This is a genomic window from Nioella ostreopsis (assembly GCF_004000255.1).
In the GTDB taxonomy this organism is placed as follows: Bacteria; Pseudomonadota; Alphaproteobacteria; order Rhodobacterales; family Rhodobacteraceae; genus Nioella; species Nioella ostreopsis.
In genome coordinates this window covers 63,426-80,300 of the sequence record NZ_RCIQ01000018.1, presented here as the reverse complement: position 1 = coordinate 80,300, position 16,875 = coordinate 63,426, and the positions used below count along the sequence as shown (strand labels likewise).

Below are 16,875 nucleotides of genomic sequence, written 5' to 3'. Positions count from 1 at the left end.
AGACGCTGAGCTGGAATAGACCCTGGCTGAAATACCTCCGCCGGAGGCTCCTGCCCTGTCCGCGGGCGCAGGCTTTGGAGAGAGCAAACAAGGGGAAAACACGCATGGGTAAGACCAGGTTGCTGACGGAATTCGGCCAGGGCACCAGCCTGCGCCGGCAGGACTATACAGAGGCCGCGATCCGCGCCGTGCGCGACGCGCTGTGGCACAATTCGATCAACCTTGCCGAACTGTTCGGACGAGACAAATCCGAGATGTTGATCGACGTGGAGATTGGCGTGGCTGCGCCGGACCGGGTGGATGCGGATGCTGTGGCGGCGGTCTTCCCCTATGGGCAGGTGTCGGTGAGGGCCGTGCAGGGCGGGCTCGACGTGCCGCGCGCGGATGGCAAGGCGCCCACGGTGATCGCGGTGGCGGCGCTCTCGGTGTCCTTCGAGATGGAGGACGTGTGATGGCGGAGCAGCGGTTCATCATCGAAATGGGCATGGGCAACGACCTGCACGGGCGGGACTACACCAAGGCCGCAGCGCGGGCGATCGAGGATGCGATCCGGCACAGCTCGATCCCCATGTTCGAGGCCCTGGGTCTGGATCATGCGCAGATGCGGGTGCAGGTGACTGTGGGTGTGCAGGCGCCGGAGCGTGTGGATTGCGCAGCGCTGGCAAAGGGCCTGCCGCGCGGGCGTGTCGAGGTCACGGCCGTTCATGGCGGGCTCGACGTGACCAATCCGGACAACGGTGCGGTGACGGTGATTGCCAGCGCGGCGGTCGAGGCGTTTCTGGATCCCGCATTGGTTTCAGGGCGATAGGAACTGGCATGACAAAGGCACTGATGATCCAGGGGGCGGGGTCGAACGTGGGCAAGTCGCTGCTTGTGGCGGGGCTGTGCCGGGCGGCGCGTCTGCGCGGGCTGTCGGTCGCACCGTTCAAGCCGCAGAACATGTCGAACAATGCCGCCGTGACCGTGGACGGGGGCGAGATCGGGCGGGCGCAGGCGCTTCAGGCTCTGGCCTCGGGGCTGGAGCCCGTGGTGGACATGAACCCGGTGCTGCTGAAGCCCGAAACGGATGTGGGCGCGCAGGTGGTGGTTCAGGGCAAGCGGCTGACCACGGTGAAGGCGCGGGACTATGCGGGCCTGAAGCCGCAGCTGATGGCGCCTGTGCTGGAGAGTTTCAACCGCCTTAAAGCACGGCACGATCTGGTGATCGTGGAAGGCGCGGGCAGCCCGGCGGAAGTGAACCTGCGCGCGGGCGACATCGCCAATATGGGTTTTGCCGCAGCGGCGGGTGTGCCGGTGGTGCTGGCGGGCGATATCGACCGGGGGGGCGTGATTGCCCAGATGGTGGGCACCCAAGCGGTGCTGGATCCGGGCGATGAGGCGCTGATAAAGGGCTTTCTGATCAACAAGTTCCGGGGCGATGTCAGCCTTTTCGATGATGGCTACCGGATGATCGAGACGCGCACCGGGTGGCATGGCTTCGGGGTGTTGCCGTTCTTTGCCGAGGCCTCCAAACTTCCCGCCGAGGACGCGTTGGACCTGCCCCGGGGGGGCTTCGGCGAGGGGTTGAAGGTCGCCTGCCTGGCGCTCAGCCGGATCGCCAATTTCGACGATCTCGACCCGCTGGCGCAGGAACCGGGCGTGTCGCTGACCATGGTGCGGGCCGGTGAGGTGATCCCGGCAGAGACCGACCTTGTGATTATCCCCGGCAGCAAGTCCACGCGCGGGGATCTGGCATTTCTACGGGCGCAGGGATGGGATATCGACCTGCTGGCCCATTGGCGGCGCGGCGGGCATATTCTTGGGATTTGCGGCGGATATCAGATGCTTGGCCGGATGGTTCACGACCCGGAAGGGATCGAGGGCAGCGCCGGATCGACCGATGGCCTCGGGCTGCTGGAGGTGGAGACCGTGATGACCGGCGACAAGAGCCTGACCCGGGTCGAGGCCGTGCATGAGACCACGGGCGCAATGATGCGGGGCTACGAGATCCATATCGGGCGCACGGATGGGCCGGACCGGGCGCGGGGCTTCGCGCGGGTCGCCGGACTGCCAGAGGGTGCGCGGTCTGCGGATGGGCGCGTGCAGGGCAGCTATCTGCACGGGATGTTCGCGGAAGACGGGTTCCGGCGCGCCTTTTTGGACGGGTTCGGGGTGCGGGCCGGAACGCAATCCTACGGGCAGGTGGTGGAGCAGACCCTGGATGAGCTGGCCGCCCATATGGAGCGGCATCTTGATGTGGAGGGGCTGCTGGCATTGGCACGCTGAGGGGCAATTTCAGCCCGGCGCCCTGCGTACACCCCCCGTACACCCCGCGTGCAGACAGAACCTGGGTGCGCCCGCCCGGTTCGGTGCAGGACGAAGACGCCCTATCCCGCGCGCCCGGTTCCAAGCCCGGCGCGCATCAAACTGGTCCGCACGGGCTTGACCGAATAAAACGCCCGAAGCGCCCGCATCCGCATGTCGCGCAGCCCCTGGATCGAGACCATGGAGGCCCGGTTCAGCGCATCGATTCCGGCCACGCGGGCACGCACCTCGCCGTGGCGGGCCTTGTGATAGGCGGCCAGCATCCGGCGCGATCCCAGATCCTCGGGGCTGGCTTCGGCCAGGTCCAGCAGCGCCCGCATGTCGCCGAGGCTCATGTTCAACCCCTGCGCGCCAATGGGCGGCACCACATGGGCTGCTTCCGCCACCAGCGCCACGCGCTCGGCTTCCATCCGCTCGGCCACCTGAGAGATGATCGGCCAGACCGTGCGCCGTGTGATCAGAGTGAGCGGACCCCAAAGGCCAGCGGACCGCGCGGTCATCTCGGCCTCGAAATCGGCGGTAGGCAGGGCGGCCAGCCGCGCCACTTCGGGGCCGCGTTCCATCCAGACGACGGCGGAACTGGGGCGGCCCTCGTGATCGGGCAAGGGCACCAGCGTGAACGGCCCGCCGGAGCGGTGGATCTCTGTTGATACGTTTCCATGCGGCACATCATGGGTGACCGCGAAGGCCAGCGCCTTCTGGCCGTAGCGGGTGGTCTTGACCGGAATTCCCACAGCCTCGCGCACCGGTGACTTGCGGCCATCGGCGGCGATGATCAGCCGGGCGCGGATGCGGGTGCCATCCGAGAGCGTCACCAGCGCCTCGCGGTCTCGGGTCAGCACGCCCGCCGTGCCGGTGCCGGGGCGGAAATCGACATTGGGCATCTCGGCCAGCCGGGCCACCATTTCACGGCTGAGCAGCCAGTTGGGCAGGTTCCAGCCGAAGGGCAGGTCCGAGATATCGGCGGCGTTGAAATCATGGCTGCTGCGCGGCTCCGGCTCTTGCCCTCCCGCGTCCACGATCCGCATGACCTGAAGCGCGCTGGCATGGGGCTCCAGCCGGTCCCACAGCCCCGCGCGGATCAGGAAATCGCGCGAGGGTTGCAGGAAGGCCGTGGTGCGGAGGTCCGATCCCTCGGCCTGCATTTCGGTGACCGGCGGGGTGGGGTCGACGCAGATCACCGAAAACCCCGCCGCGCCGAAGGCCGCAGCCGCCGTCAGCCCCGCAACGCCGCCGCCCGAGACCAGCACATCGGTTTCGATCATTTGGGGCATGGGCGGGTCTCCTTCACCGGCAAGGTGTCCGTCTGATACGCCTGAAACGGGGCAAGGTCCAAGCGGCAGAAGGGCGCGTTAGCCGAGCGTGATGCGGATCAGCAGGTAGAAGCCAAGCACGACCGCCGTCAGCGCCCCGATGATCAGCCCGGCATAACCAAAGACGATGGTGCCTGCGATCCATGCAACGGCCAGAAGCGCAATGGCCCAGAGCATGACGGTTGAACTGTCCAGCGCCCTCAGAAGCGACCGGATAAGCGGGTAGAGACCCTTCGCGGGGCCGGAATGTGGAATGAAAGCCATGTGATATCTCCTGTTCGCAAACAGGAAGATAGGTGTCGAACCGGCATCGGAAACGGACCGGATGACGCAGTGCGACGGGCTGCCGCGACCGGTTTCGCCGTGGCTTCGCCACGTCGACCCGCGCGGCCCGTTCCGGGCCGCGTTTTCTTTTGGGGGGGGCTCCGCCCCCTAGGTATTTCGGCCAGGATGAAAGGCGGGGCGGGGGTCAGTCGGTCAGGCGCGAGAGGAAATCCGCAAGGTCATCGGTGTGGTGATGAATATGGTCGGCGGGTTCCGGATCCGGGGCCACATGAACGGTGCGCAGGCCCATCTGGTGCGGGGCGGCGAGGTTGCGCACGTCATCCTCGAACATCGCCGCGCGGGTGGGGTCGAGCCCGTCGCGGGTAAACACCGCCTCAAAGGCCCGGCGTTCCGGTTTGGGACGAAGGCCCGCATGTTCAACGCCATAAATCGCATCGAAAAGGCCCGACAGCCCGCGCGCGTCGATCACCTGTTCGGCATAGGGCGCGGTGCCGTTGGTGTAGATGATCCGGCGGCCGGGCAGGGCGCGGATGCGAGCGGCAAGATCGGGGTCAGGGGTCAGCACCGAAAAGTCGATCTGGTGGACCTCGTGCAGATAGGGGCTGGGATCGACCCCGTGGATATCCATCAGCCCGGCCAGCGTGGTGCCGTGATCGCGCCAGTATTTGTGGCGCAGGCGATCGGCCTCGTCCCGGTCCACGCCAAGCGCGTCCATCACATAGGCGGTCATCTTCACATTGATCTGGTCGAAGAGCGCCATGTCCGGCGGGTAGAGCGTGTGATCGAGGTCGAAGACCCAGGTCGTGACATGCTCGAAATCTTTGCGGGGCATGGGCAGGGTCCTTTTTTGCCGCGCCCCGAAAGGCTTGCGCTTGTGCCGGGGCGGTCCTAGCCTTGCCAGAAAACCGGGGGAAAACCAATGGCCAGTCCGAAAGCGCCGCAAAAAGACGCCTATGACCTGATCCTGAAAGCCATCGACGAGGGGACCTATCGGCCCGGCTCGCGGCTGGTGGAATCGGAACTGGCGGAGCGGTTCGGCGTCAGCCGCACGCCCATTCGCGAGGCGCTGCAGCGGCTGGAAACGCAAGGTCTGCTGACCCGTGACGGGCGCAGCCTGATCGTCGCGTCGCTCGACCATGACCAGATGGCGCAGCTCTATATCGTGCGGGCCGAGCTGGAGGGGCTGGCGGCGCGTCTGGCGGCGCAGCATGCGGCGGCGGAAGAGATCAAGGTGTTGCAGGAAATGGTGGCTGCCGATCAGGCCTTGCTTGACGATCCCTCGGCGCTCAGCCGGGCAAACCGGCGGTTTCACAAGCAGATCCACCTTGCCTCCCACAACAAATACCTCGTGCAGCAGCTTGACTTGGTGCATCGGTCGATGGCGCTGATGGCGACCACATCCCTGGCGGCGGAAGGGCGCGGTCCGGTGGCGTTGGAGGAACATGCCGCGATCGTGGCGGCGATTGCCGAACGCGACGGGGACCGCGCTGCTCGGATGTTGAAGGATCACCTGTCGACGGCGTTCGAGGTGCGGCTGAAGGAAGAGGCCGGCAAGGTCTGATCCTGCATCAGGCCCGTGGCCTGCCCGTCCTGCGAGAAATGACCATGGGCCGTCTTGCGCCAATGGAAGGGTTTGACCAGAAGTTCGGCCAGCCCCATCAGCGTGGCGACAGAGGCCAGCAGGAAATAGACATCGAGTATCGGGATCCAGAGCCTGAGCTTGCGGTGGCGGGGCAGGGCGGCGGCACGCCAGGCGGCGTAGAAGGTCAGCATCTGGCAGGCCACGAAGAAGAAGGCGAGGCCCAGATAGCCCTGCGTCGTCAGGTAGGCATCCAGCGGGTGCGGCAGGCCCGCGACCTTCACCACCAGCGTCCACAGCACCGGCGCCAGCGAGAAGCCCAGGACCGTCCCCAGTAGCTGCGCCTGCAACCCGAGGAAGCGCCGCGGCCCGAGATCGCGCCACAGCTGCACCGGGTCGCGCATATGGGTGGCCCAGGTCATCGCATAGCCCTTGAGCCAGCGTGACCGCTGTTTGACCCAGGGCAGAACGGCGGCATTGGCCTCTTCATAGGTGGTGGTCTCGATGATCTCGGTCCGATAGCCGTGCCGGGTCAGGCGCAGGCCGAGATCTGCATCCTCGGTCACGTTATGGGCGTCCCACGCACCCATCTCCTCCAGCAGGGATCGGCGGAAGAACAGCGTCGTTCCCCCAAGCGGGACGAAGAGGCCAAGTCGCGATACACCGGGCAGAAGCAGCCGGAACCAGGTGGCATATTCCAGCGTGAAACAGCGGCTGAGCCAGTTGTGATGGGGGTTGTAATAGTCAAGCTGCCCTTGCAGGCAGGCGACATCGGAGGGCACTTCCAGGAACCTTCGGGCGACCTTGAGGATCTGGTCGGGTTCCGGCGCGTCCTCTGCGTCATAGACCCCCACGATGGACCCGCGCGCGAAGTTCAGGCCATAGTTCATCGCCCGTGGCTTGGTGCGGGGTTGGCCTGGCGGCACGATCACGGCGCGCATCCAGAACGGCAGCTCGGCGCGGGCGAGGGCGCTGCGGGTGGTGTCGTCCTCCTCCTCGATCAGCAGGATCACGTCCAGCAAGTCGCGCGGATAGTCCAGCCGGCTGACCCGGCGGATCAGGTGCCCGGCGATGTCGGGCTCGTTGAACAGCGGCAGCAGGATCGTCACCACTGGCAGTGCGGAAGACGGGTGGATCGGCGGGGCGTCATCCTCCTGCGGGGCCTGAGGCAGCATGTCGATGCCATGCAGGGCCAGCCATTTCAGCGTCGCGTTGACGGCGGCAATCAAGACGCCAAGCGCGCAGAGGCCCGCCACCACCGCGCCGGGGGCCAGCAGTAGTGCGCCACAGACCGCAAGCAGCACCGCCAGCCAGCGGCGGAAGGCGCGGGGTGCGTCCCAGTCACGGCAGCTATAGGGACCGGGGGTGCGCGCCTCGGCAATGCGGGCCAGTTCGTTTCCATAAACAGCGGTCAGGGCAGCTTGCATCCGCTCTCGGCTGGCGAGGGCCAGCAGGATCGGGCCGTCGTGATCCGACAGGGCGGCGCGGATTTCTTCGGCCCGGTCGGGGCGGTTGGTCATGACCACAAGAGCCGATCCGGCGCGCCTGAGCGGCACCGCATTCAATCGGATCGCCAGACCGGCCGGAAGCAGCCCCGCCAGCGTGGGGTCGGGCGGCGGGTGATCCTCTGGCAGAAGCCTTGTGCCGCTCTGCTCGGCCAGCGCGTCCAGAAGCTGCGCCTCGGAAATAGCGCCCTGAGTGACCAGGATTTCCCCGATCGGCAGGTCGCGGTGGCGCTGGCTGACAAGGGCCGCGCGCATCTGCTCGGCGGTGATGGCCCCTTGGTCGAACAGCAGTTGGGCCAATCGGGGTTTTTGCACGGGCGGGTGGGCGTCGGGAACAACGCGCAGCTTTGCCGTGCCCTGAGGGCCGTGCCCCTGTCGAACCGCCTTATTCATCCGCTCATACCAAAAATCCCCGACCTGTCCGGGCCGGGGATCATTGGAGGCTCGAAGTCCTAACAAATGGTTAAACCGTCTCGACTTTACGCGCCTGCATGGCGGCGGCGAAACGCTCGAAAAGGTAGTAGCTGTCCTGCGGGCCGGGGCTGGCTTCGGGGTGGTACTGCACCGAGAAGATCGGTTTGTCGGCCACGCGGATACCGCAGTTCGACCCGTCAAAGAGCGAGACATGGGTTTCCTTGACGCCTGCGGGCAGGGTCTGGCTGTCGACGGTGAAGCCGTGGTTCATCGAGGTGATCTCGACCTTGCCGGTTTCCAGATCCTTCACCGGGTGGTTCGCGCCGTGGTGGCCGTGGTTCATCTTGACGGTCTTGGCACCAAGCGCCAGCGCCAGCATCTGGTGGCCCAGGCAGATGCCGAAAACGGGCAGGTCGGCCTTGAGAACCTCTTGAATCATCGGCACCGCATAGACGCCGGTCGCCGCCGGGTCGCCGGGGCCATTGGACAGGAACACCCCGTCGGGCTGGTGCGCCAGAACCTCTTCCGCCGTCGCCGTGGCGGGCAGCACGGTCACGTCACACCCGGCAGAGGCCAGGCAGCGCAGGATGTTGCGCTTGGCGCCGTAATCGACGGCCACCACCTTGAAGCCGGGCTCGTCCCGCTTGGTGTAGCCCTCGGGCCAGGCCCACCGTTTTTCGTCCCATTTGTAGCTTTGCGGGCAGGTGACGTCCTTGGCGAGGTCCAGCCCCTCCAGCCCGGCAAAACCGCGCGCGGCGGCGACCAGCGCTTCGAGGTCGAACTTGCCCTCCGGGTCATGGGCCAGCGCCACATGCGGCGCGCCCTGCTGACGGATGGCGCGGGTCAGGCGACGGGTGTCGAGCCCGCCGATGCAGATGCGGCCCTTGGCGGCGAGCCAGCCTGTCAGCTCCTGCTGCGCGCGCCAGTTCGAGGGCTCGGTCGGGTCCCACTTGACGACCATTCCGGCGGCCACGGGCTCGGCGGTTTCGTCGTCTTCGAGATTGACGCCGGTATTGCCGATATGGGGGAAGGTGAAGGTCACGATCTGGCCCGCATAGGACGGGTCGGTCATGATCTCCTGATAGCCGGTCATGGCGGTGTTGAAGCACAGCTCCGCCACGGTCTGACCGGTGGCGCCGAAGCCTCGGCCATAGAACACGGTCCCATCAGCGAGAACGAGGCAGGCGGTGGGGCGGGCGGTCATGGGCGACTCCGGTGCTGGCGTGAAATTCGCGGCAACCTAAGGGTATGGTCCCCCGGGGTCAAGCGGCTGCGAGAGCCTTGTTGCTGCGGGTGCATTCGCCTATTGTCGGTCACTGTTGCACAAGGATTCTGCAATCAGTTGGGGATGGGACCATGTCACTGAGGGAACGGATCACGACCGAAATGAAGGCCGCGATGCGCGAGAAGAACAGCGCGCGGGTGTCGACCCTGCGGCTGATCAACGCCGCGATCAAGGATCAGGACATTGCCGCGCGCGGCAAGGGTGAGTCTGAGGGCGTGGGCGAGGCCGATGTGCTGGCGATCCTCGGCAAGATGGTCAAGCAGCGCCAGGAAAGCGCGCGCGCCTATGAAGAGGGCGGGCGGCTGGAGCTGGCCGAGAAGGAGCGCGAGGAAATTGTGATCCTGGAGGAGTTCCTGCCCCGCCAGCTGTCGGATGAGGAAGTGGCCAAGGCGATTGCGGATGCAATTTCGGCAACTGGCGCGGAGAGCATCCGCGACATGGGCAAGGTCATGGGCGCGCTGAAAAGCAAATATACCGGCCAGATGGATTTCGGGGCCGTTGGCCCCAGGGTGCGGGACATGCTGGGGTAAGACCCCTTGCGGCGACGGATCGGGCGGCCTTTCCTTCGGGGAGGGCCGTTTTTTCATGCGCGATCCGCTGCGGAACCGGCAGGGCCGGGCAGGGGAAGGGCGATTCTCGGGGGAAGGCGTGCGACCTTGGGGGCGCGGTTGCCTGAGAGCAGGCAGATGGAATGCGGCGCCGCGTTCCGGCGCGGGGCATTTGGTGTCTTTCGGACGTGTCCTTTGCCCGCTGTGATCCGCCCTGGCCTTTGTCAGGGGCCATCTTTGGCAGCAGCGGGCAGACGAAGCCACGCTTGGGATTCGGTTAACCGGGGGCGACTATGGCAGATCGGGGTGAAGACTGGGTTAACATGGGCGATTCCTCACCCGGGCCGCATTTCCCTCAGCAGCAGGTGGTAAAGCTCCACCCGTTCCTCGGCGGCCAGAAATGCGCCGATCTCGACCTCTCGGCCCTCGCCCTTCAGGGTCACGTAATCGGGCACCCGGCCCCCGTGCGGGGTCAGGCGGACTTGCACCCAGTAGGGATTCGCCTCCCAGACCTGATCGGCTTTGCGCGGGGCCACATGGGTCAGGCGCACATGGTCGTCCCAGAGCAGCAGGTCTTCATGCAGGTCCATGTCGCGCCAGGACCGTTTCAGCCCCCACCAGATCGCCCAGACCGCCCCGACGATGAAGGGCAAGAGCCCCCATAACACCGGCGAGCCGATGGCCGCCAGAAGCGGCAGCGCCAGCAGCGCGGCGGTCGCGCCGATGAACCAGACGAAGCCGCCGGGGGTCAGCGATTTATGCGGACGCGCGACAAGGTGCAGCCGGGGCTGGCCCTCGCCGTCATTGAAAAGGGCCCCGGAATGATCCGGAGCCCGTTCTGCGTATCGGGTGATCTCAACCGGCATATGATCAGTGGTGCGGTTGCTTGTCCCACATGTCGGGGGTCGGAAGCTCCTCGAAGGTGTGCTCCGGCGGCGGGCTGGGAAGGGTCCATTCCAGCGTATCCGCGTATTCGCCCCAGTAGTTGTCCTCGGTCACGCGACGTCCCGCCAGCAGCGTGTAGAACACGATGCCGATGAACAGCAGGAACGAGGCGAAGGAGATGAACGCACCGATCGACGAGATGTAGTTCCAGTAGGCGAAGGCCTCGGGATAGTCGATATAGCGGCGCGGCATGCCCTGGACGCCCAGGAAGTGCTGCGGGAAGAAGGTGATGTTGGCGCCGATGAAGAACAGCCAGAAGTGCAGTTTGCCGAGTGCTTCGGGGTACTGACGGCCCGACATCTTGCCGATCCAGTAGTAGACACCGGCGAAGATGCAGAACACGGCACCAAGCGACATCACGTAGTGGAAGTGAGCGACCACGTAATAGGTGTCGTGATAGGCGCGGTCGAGGCCCGCCTGAGACAGCACGATGCCGGTGACGCCGCCTACGGTGAAGATGAAGATGAAGCCGATGGCGAACAGCATGGGCGTCTTGAACTCGATCGAGCCCTGCCACATGGTTGCGATCCAGCTGAAGATCTTCACACCCGTCGGCACCGCGATGACCATCGTGGCGACCATGAAATAGGCCTGCTGGTTCAGCGTCATGCCGACCGTGTACATGTGGTGTGCCCACACGACGAAGCCGAGCGCGCCGATGGCGACCATCGCGTAGACCATCGGCAGGTAGCCGAAGACCGGCTTCTTGGAGAAGGTCGCGATGACGTGGCTGACGATGCCGAAGCCCGGCACGATGATCATGTACACTTCCGGGTGGCCGAAGAACCACAGCAGGTGCTGATACAGGATCGGGTCGCCGCCCTCTGCCGGATTGAAGAACCCGGTGCCGAAGTTACGGTCGGTCAGCAGCATGGTGATGGCGCCAGCCAGAACCGGCAGCGACAGCAGGATCAGCCATGCGGTCACGAAGATCGACCAGGGGAACAGGGGCGTCTTGTGCAGGGTCATGCCCGGTGCACGCATGTTCAGGAAGGTGGTGATGATGTTGATCGCGCCAAGGATCGACGAGGCACCGGAGACGTGAACCGCGAAGATCGCGAAGTCCATAGAGTTGCCCGATTCAAGCGTGGAGAGCGGCGCGTAGAGCACCCAGCCCACGCCCGAGCCCGTCTGACCGTTGCCACCGGGCGCCAGCATCGAGGCGACGCCGAGCGACACACCGGCCACATACATCCAGTAGCTGAGGTTGTTCAGGCGCGGGAACGCCATGTCGGGCGCGCCGATCATCAGCGGCATGAAGTAGTTGCCGAAACCGCCGAACAGCGCGGGGATGACCACGAAGAACATCATCAGGACGCCGTGATAGGTGATCATCACGTTCCAGAGGTGACCGTTCGGGGAGCATTCCTCAGCGCCGATCCCGCCAAGGAAGCGGGCGCCTTCGGCACACATGTACTGAACGCCGGGATGCATCAGCTCCATGCGCATGTAGACCGTGAAGATCACCGACAGAAGGCCGACGAAGCCCGCGGTGAACAGATAAAGGATACCGATATCCTTGTGATTTGTGGACATGAACCAGCGGGTGAAGAACCCCGGCTTTTCGTGGTCATGTCCCGAAATGGCAGCATCAGCCATGGACGTCTCCTGTTCCAAAGAAGCACGCAGACCAAGACTGTCTGGCCCCACGCGCCCTATTCCCTGCCGGATGTTCTAGTTTGCAGGTGGGGGGTTCGCAACGTGTTTGGCGGCGTCAGGGTGGGAAAAAATGCCTCAGGATTCGCCTTTAGAGCGCTGATGACCACGGAATTCGGGGCAATCGCAACCGGGCGTTGTGTGGCCTGCGGGTGGCTCAGTTCAGTTCGCTGCCCTGAAGCTCGCTGCCGGTTTCTTCGATTCCTGTGATCTGGCGGGCCGGATCGGGGCCGTCCTGAGGCGCTTCGGCGTGAAGGCTGGACACGTCCGAAATCGAGGTCGAGACGGCAAGGGCGACCAGCAGGCCGAGCGTGGCCAGTGCTGCCATCATGACGGAGGCTTCAATCCGGTCGTTCCGTTCGTGGTCGGTTGCTTGTGGCACGACACATTCCTTCTGGTTGCCCGAAATGGGCCTGCTACTCGATACAGGTGCCCGGCTCACGCAATACAGCCGGACCTGGCGTTTGTGGCCGCGTTTCTCGTTTCCTTCGACGCGTTCCATACCTTTCCAACCCCGTCGCATTTGCAGCAGGGTGACCCGGTATTCTTCCAGTTTGCTGTGGAAATCGGGCCAAAACATGGCAGATCGCGCGGCGTCTCGGAAACGGTTCGTTTCATGGTGTCAGCTTTCGATGCTGACGCTGTCGATATAGGCACCGACATTGTCCTGCGGGCCGGTGCCCTGGATCATCAACAGGTTCGAGCCGTCCCCGGCGCCGCCTTCGATCTGGAAACTGTAATTCTGCATGGTCGCGCCCTCGGGGTTGACCGATGCAATGATCTCGCCCCCCCAGTAGACGTCCACACCGTTGTTCATGCGCGGGTCTGCCGCGTCGAAGCTGAGCGTGTAGATCTGACCGTCGACGGCGTCGTTCAGAACCTGCCCCATGCTGATATTGCCGGGGCTGGCGTCGAGATCGAGCATGAAATCGCCATGAGTGGCAGAGACGCCGTGATACCCGTCGTGGTGCACTTCCAGACGCAGATCGTCGAGATTGATCCACCCGGCCAGCGATCCATCGGCATGATAGAATCCCCAGCCTGCCGCGATCATGCCTTCGATATCCTCGAATGACCCGTTGGCGATCCGGTTGACGCCCCATCTGTGGATGCCGGTGATGCTTTGGCCGGTCAGGTCGGCGATCTCCCGGGCCTGGTATTCGACCCCGACGGAAATGACCGCCGTCGCGGCCAGGCCGAGCCCGACCAGTCCGCCGGTCAGCACCACCCAGTCAACGGTGACCGCGCCAGACTCATCGGTGGCGAAGCCCAAGACGGCGTGTGAAAATCTACCCATTGCTACTCTCCTCAATTCTCTTTCCAGTTCAATATGATGGTCTGGAATTATCCTTGGAATGGTCAGCTTTCGACGCTGACATTGTCGATATAGGCACCGACATTGTCCTCGGGGCCGGTGCCGCTGATCATGAGCAGGTTCGACCCGTCGCCGGACCCGCCGGTGATCTCGAATTCATAGCTGCTCATGGACGTGCCCTGCGGATTGGCGGTGCCGATCAGTTCGCCGCCCCAGTAGACCTCTACGCCATTGTTCATGCGCGGATCTGCAGCATCGAAGGACACGGTATAGACCTGGCCGTCCACGGCGTCGTTCATGACCTGTCCGAGGCTCATGTTCCCCGGGCTGGCATCGAGATCGAGCATGTAGCCGCCATCGGTGGCCGTTACGCCGTGATAGCCGCTCCAGACCACTTCGGCGCGCGGATCGTCCAAAAGCGACCAGCCGTTCATGGCGCCTGCCGAATAGAACCCCCAACCGGCGGCGATCATGCCCTCTATATCTTCGAAAGAGCCGTTTGCCAGCCGGTTCTGCCCCCACCGGTGCAGACCGGTGATGCTTTGGCCGGACAAGTCGGCGATTTCTTCGGCCTGGTATTCGACCCCCACGGAAATGACCGCCGTTGTCGCAAGACCGAGCCCGACCAGCCCGCCGGTCAGCACCACCCAGTCAACGGTGACCGCGCCGGATTCGTCGCGGAGAAAGCGCTGTATCTCTGTTTTGTCAGTGGACATAACGTCCTCCTCAACCGGAATCTAAATACACTTCCGGTCAAATTGTTCGAAAACTGTGGCAGCAGCCGGGAGGAATCGAGACCGGCCAAAGGTATTCCTGTGATGCCCGATCAGGCCGGGGGGCTTCGCCGCGCGACCGGGGCGGTGCCGAAAATCTGCCCGAAGGTCTTTTCCAACGCCACATCCACATCGTCCAGCGTGACTGGCAGGCCCAGATCGACCAGCGATGTCACCCCGTGCCCGGTAATGCCGCAAGGAACGATGCCGTCGAAGTGGGACAGATCCGGCTCCACGTTGATCGACAGGCCATGATAGCTGACCCATTTGGTCAGCCGAACGCCAAGCGCCGCGATCTTGTCTTCGCGGGGCGTGCCATCGGGCAGGGCAGGCTTGTCGGGGCGGGCAACCCAGACACCGACCCGGCCCTCGCGCTTTTCGCCCGTCAGGTTGAACTCGGCCAGCGTGGCGATGACCCAATCCTCCATCTGCTGCACGAAGGCCCGCACGTCATGGCCACGCGCCGCAACGTCGAGCAGCACATAGGCCACCCGCTGGCCGGGGCCGTGATAGGTATATTGCCCGCCGCGCTTGCTGTCATAAACCGGGAAGCGGTCGGGATCGGTCAGGTCGGCGGGTTTGGCGGAGGTGCCTGCGGTGTAGAGCGGCGGGTGTTCCAGCAGCCAGATCGCCTCGTCCGCCTCGCCCCGTGCGATGGCCGCCGCGCGGTCCTCCATCCAGGTCACGGCCGCCTCGTAGGGCACCAGTTCGTCCGAGCGGATCCATTGAACCATATGCTACCCGGGCAAAAGCCCGGCCTCCTTCACGGCCGCGATGTTGGACCGGCTTACGGGAATGTCGCGTCCGTCCGACATCGTCAAGACCGCGCGCGCGCCGTCGCGCCGGACCGAGCGGACCTGGGCGAGCGACACCCAATGCGACCGGTGGACCTGAAGCCCCGGTATGGGATCGGTTTCGCGAATGGCGTCCGACAGGCGCATTAGCAGCATTTCGCGACCCCTTGTGGTGACGATCTCGACGTAGTGATCCTGCACGGACAGAGAGACCAGCGCCCCGCGCTTGTCCAGCGGCAGGCGGTCGAGAAGGGCGGGGAGCTGGTTGGTGGGGGCATCGGGTGTGGACGGGCCGAGATACAGCGCCACCCCCGCGATGACCATGGCGATGACGATTCCGTTGAGCGCCAGAACCGCAACATAGCGCGGCGCGGTCGGGGCCAGCCCGAAGACAGCCCAGTTGAGCAGCGCGACCTCCAGCGTGACGGCAAGCCCCGCCAGAGCCCCGGCCACCAGTACCGCCGGAGCGCGCGGCAGAAGCCGCCCCAAACCGCCTGCGGTCAGCATGGTGACGAGGATCGAGCCGGTCACATAGGTGACGAAGCACAGCCCCAGCCAATAGGCCAGCCTGGGCAGAAGCGTGAGATAGTCCAGGGTGCCGAACGGTCCCGCGAGCCCTGCCACGATGCCCACGGCAGCGATGATCACCAGCGTCGGCCGGCTGGACAGGATCGCGTGCCATTCACGCTTCGCGGATTGCAAGGGCCCGTCACTCACGAATGCGGCCTTTCTGTTTACGCATCGTCCCTACCGGTTCCGCGCGGGGCCGTGGCACAGCCGGTGCATCGCAATCCGAAAGACAATCAAGAGGTCTGACATGACAAGTTTCGCCCTGCTTTTCAATGCACCGATCGCGGTGCAGATCCATGTTGCCGGTGCCGTGCCCGCCCTGCTGCTGACGCCGCTGGTCTTGTGGCGGGCGCGCCGCGACCGGCTGCACAGGCTGGCGGGCTATGGCTGGGTTCTGGCGATGGCGGTGACGGCGATCAGCTCTTTCTGGATCACGGGGTTCGGTGTTGTGGGCCCGTTCAGCCCGATCCACCTGCTGTCTGTGCTGACGATCTTCGGGCTGGTGACGGGGGTCCGAGCGGCGATCCGAAAGGATATGCGCGGCCACCGGGCGGCGATGACCAATATGTCATGGGGGCTGGCGGCGGCGGGCTTGCTGAACTTCCTGCCCGGGCGATTGACCAACCGGATCGTGCTGGACGGTGCGGGCTGGGACGGCTTCACCGCTGTCGTGGTGCTTGCCGTGCTGGCGGGTGGCGCAGTGTGGTGGATGCGCCGTGCGACCGGGGCGAATCATGCCTGAGGGTGGGGCGGTCAGCAGGCGATCTGGCAGGGCTGCACGGTGTTAATACGCTTTATTGGAGGCGGTTTACTCCAAATAGTAAAGGTTTTCGGACTTTGGATTGAACCGAAACGTGCTAAGTTGCGACCAACAGTTGAGACACCGAATTGGAGGATGCCATGATTATCAAATCCCTGACCGCCGCGACTTTTGCTGTCGCTCTTGCCGCCGTTCCAGCCCAGGAAGCCCGCGCTGATGCAGGCGATGTTGTGGGTGGCCTGATCATCGGCGGCCTGATCGGCGCTGCCATTGCCAACGGCAATAATGGCGGCGGCAATCGCGGAACCACCACCAGCAGCGGTGGCGGCGGCGGAATTCCGGCCAGCCAGATGGGCCGCGACACCCAGACCGCACTGAACTATTTCGGCTTCCAGGCCGGTGCTGTCGATGGCCAGATCGGCAACGGCACCCGCCAGGCGATCGAGCGCTATCAGCTGGTGATGGGCTATCCCGTCAACGGCCGCGAATATGCGACCTACCAGTATGATCAGCTGATGCAGGCCTATTACTGGGCCATCAACGGCGGGTCCGCGCAGACCGGTCTTGTCGGCCAGCCCCTGCTGATCGCCTATCGCAACGCCCAGGTTGCCCCGCAGCAGCCGCAGGTCGTGGTGGTGCCAGCGCAGCCGCAACAGCCCGCACCGCAGGTTGTCGCGCAGCCCCCGGCACAGACCATCATCGTGCCCGCGCCTCAGCCCGCCTCGTCGAACAAGTAATCGGGGCCCGATCCCGCCGATTTCCCAAGGCCGTCCACCCGTTGGACGGCCTTTTTGCATGGCCCCCGCGCGGAAGTGAAAAGAGGTGACGA

General features: G+C 64.8%; 19 protein-coding genes. 7 read left to right on the top strand and 12 right to left on the bottom strand.

Annotated elements, in window-relative coordinates:
• Positions 1–104: 104 nt before the first annotated feature.
• The 3 genes from EP237_RS17210 to EP237_RS17200 are packed head-to-tail and all read left to right on the top strand — an operon-like array spanning position 105 to position 2,265.
• On the top strand, positions 105–452 hold the full coding sequence (locus tag EP237_RS17210; protein ID WP_127562135.1) for a Lin0512 family protein: 348 nt from the start codon (positions 105–107) through the stop codon (positions 450–452).
• Entirely contained in the window at positions 452–808 is a 357-nt protein-coding gene (locus tag EP237_RS17205) for a Lin0512 family protein (protein WP_127562134.1), read from the top strand. The genes EP237_RS17210 and EP237_RS17205 overlap by 1 nt, the downstream gene beginning before the upstream one ends.
• 8 nt (positions 809–816) lie before the next feature.
• Complete coding sequence (locus tag EP237_RS17200) at positions 817–2,265, top strand: cobyric acid synthase (RefSeq protein ID WP_127562133.1); 1,449 nt, start codon at positions 817–819, stop codon at positions 2,263–2,265.
• A gap of 101 nt (positions 2,266–2,366) precedes the next feature.
• On the opposite strand, the gene EP237_RS17195 is transcribed toward EP237_RS17200, so the two are convergent.
• The 3 genes from EP237_RS17195 to EP237_RS17185 form a co-directional block, all read right to left on the bottom strand.
• Positions 2,367–3,569, bottom strand: coding sequence for a UbiH/UbiF family hydroxylase (locus EP237_RS17195; protein ID WP_127562140.1), 1,203 nt, complete (start codon positions 3,567–3,569; stop codon positions 2,367–2,369).
• Between the two features lie 87 nt (positions 3,570–3,656).
• Complete coding sequence (locus EP237_RS17190; RefSeq protein ID WP_127562132.1) at positions 3,657–3,881, bottom strand: hypothetical protein; 225 nt, start codon at positions 3,879–3,881, stop codon at positions 3,657–3,659.
• A 205-nt stretch (positions 3,882–4,086) separates the two neighbouring features.
• On the bottom strand, positions 4,087–4,734 hold the full coding sequence (locus EP237_RS17185; RefSeq protein ID WP_127562131.1) for a pyrimidine 5'-nucleotidase: 648 nt from the start codon (positions 4,732–4,734) through the stop codon (positions 4,087–4,089).
• 87 nt (positions 4,735–4,821) lie between these two features.
• On the opposite strand from EP237_RS17185, the gene EP237_RS17180 reads away from it, so the two are divergent.
• Entirely contained in the window at positions 4,822–5,463 is a 642-nt protein-coding gene (locus tag EP237_RS17180) for a GntR family transcriptional regulator (RefSeq protein ID WP_127562130.1), read from the top strand.
• Here EP237_RS17180 and EP237_RS17175 read toward each other — a convergent pair.
• Both EP237_RS17175 and carA read right to left on the bottom strand, forming a co-directional pair.
• Complete coding sequence (locus EP237_RS17175) at positions 5,409–7,286, bottom strand: glycosyltransferase family 2 protein (RefSeq protein WP_164744749.1); 1,878 nt, start codon at positions 7,284–7,286, stop codon at positions 5,409–5,411. The genes EP237_RS17180 and EP237_RS17175 overlap by 55 nt on opposite strands.
• Positions 7,287–7,449: 163 nt before the next feature.
• On the bottom strand, positions 7,450–8,604 hold the full coding sequence (gene carA / locus EP237_RS17170; RefSeq protein WP_127562128.1) for a glutamine-hydrolyzing carbamoyl-phosphate synthase small subunit: 1,155 nt from the start codon (positions 8,602–8,604) through the stop codon (positions 7,450–7,452).
• Positions 8,605–8,756: 152 nt separating this feature from the next.
• Here carA and EP237_RS17165 point away from each other — a divergent pair, with 152 nt between their 5' ends.
• Positions 8,757–9,215: a GatB/YqeY domain-containing protein gene (locus EP237_RS17165; RefSeq protein WP_127562127.1), complete on the top strand. Its 459-nt coding sequence runs from the start codon at positions 8,757–8,759 to the stop codon at positions 9,213–9,215.
• 353 nt (positions 9,216–9,568) lie between these two features.
• Here the strand turns inward: EP237_RS17165 and EP237_RS17160 are convergent, their stop codons facing one another.
• The 7 genes from EP237_RS17160 to EP237_RS17130 form a co-directional block, all read right to left on the bottom strand.
• A complete protein-coding gene (locus EP237_RS17160) occupies positions 9,569–10,099 on the bottom strand; it encodes a DUF2244 domain-containing protein (protein ID WP_127562126.1) in 531 nt (176 codons plus the stop codon).
• 4 nt (positions 10,100–10,103) lie between these two features.
• Positions 10,104–11,777, bottom strand: coding sequence for a cytochrome c oxidase subunit I (ctaD, locus tag EP237_RS17155; RefSeq protein ID WP_127562125.1), 1,674 nt, complete (start codon positions 11,775–11,777; stop codon positions 10,104–10,106).
• A 214-nt stretch (positions 11,778–11,991) separates the two neighbouring features.
• Positions 11,992–12,216 (bottom strand): hypothetical protein, encoded by a 225-nt coding sequence (locus EP237_RS17150; RefSeq protein WP_127562124.1) that lies wholly within the window; start codon positions 12,214–12,216, stop codon positions 11,992–11,994.
• 240 nt (positions 12,217–12,456) lie between these two features.
• Complete coding sequence (locus EP237_RS17145; protein WP_127562123.1) at positions 12,457–13,131, bottom strand: hypothetical protein; 675 nt, start codon at positions 13,129–13,131, stop codon at positions 12,457–12,459.
• Positions 13,132–13,193: 62 nt separating this feature from the next.
• Entirely contained in the window at positions 13,194–13,865 is a 672-nt protein-coding gene (locus EP237_RS17140) for a carbohydrate binding domain-containing protein (protein WP_127562122.1), read from the bottom strand.
• Between the two features lie 110 nt (positions 13,866–13,975).
• Positions 13,976–14,656, bottom strand: coding sequence for a lipoyl(octanoyl) transferase LipB (lipB, locus tag EP237_RS17135; RefSeq protein ID WP_127562121.1), 681 nt, complete (start codon positions 14,654–14,656; stop codon positions 13,976–13,978).
• Between the two features lie 3 nt (positions 14,657–14,659).
• Complete coding sequence (locus EP237_RS17130; protein WP_164744748.1) at positions 14,660–15,433, bottom strand: LytTR family DNA-binding domain-containing protein; 774 nt, start codon at positions 15,431–15,433, stop codon at positions 14,660–14,662.
• Between the two features lie 100 nt (positions 15,434–15,533).
• Between EP237_RS17130 and EP237_RS17125 the strand changes: the two genes are divergently transcribed.
• Complete coding sequence (locus tag EP237_RS17125; protein ID WP_164744747.1) at positions 15,534–16,028, top strand: DUF2306 domain-containing protein; 495 nt, start codon at positions 15,534–15,536, stop codon at positions 16,026–16,028.
• Positions 16,029–16,186: 158 nt separating this feature from the next.
• Complete coding sequence (locus EP237_RS17120; RefSeq protein ID WP_127562118.1) at positions 16,187–16,783, top strand: peptidoglycan-binding domain-containing protein; 597 nt, start codon at positions 16,187–16,189, stop codon at positions 16,781–16,783.
• The last annotated feature ends 92 nt before the right edge of the window (positions 16,784–16,875 follow it).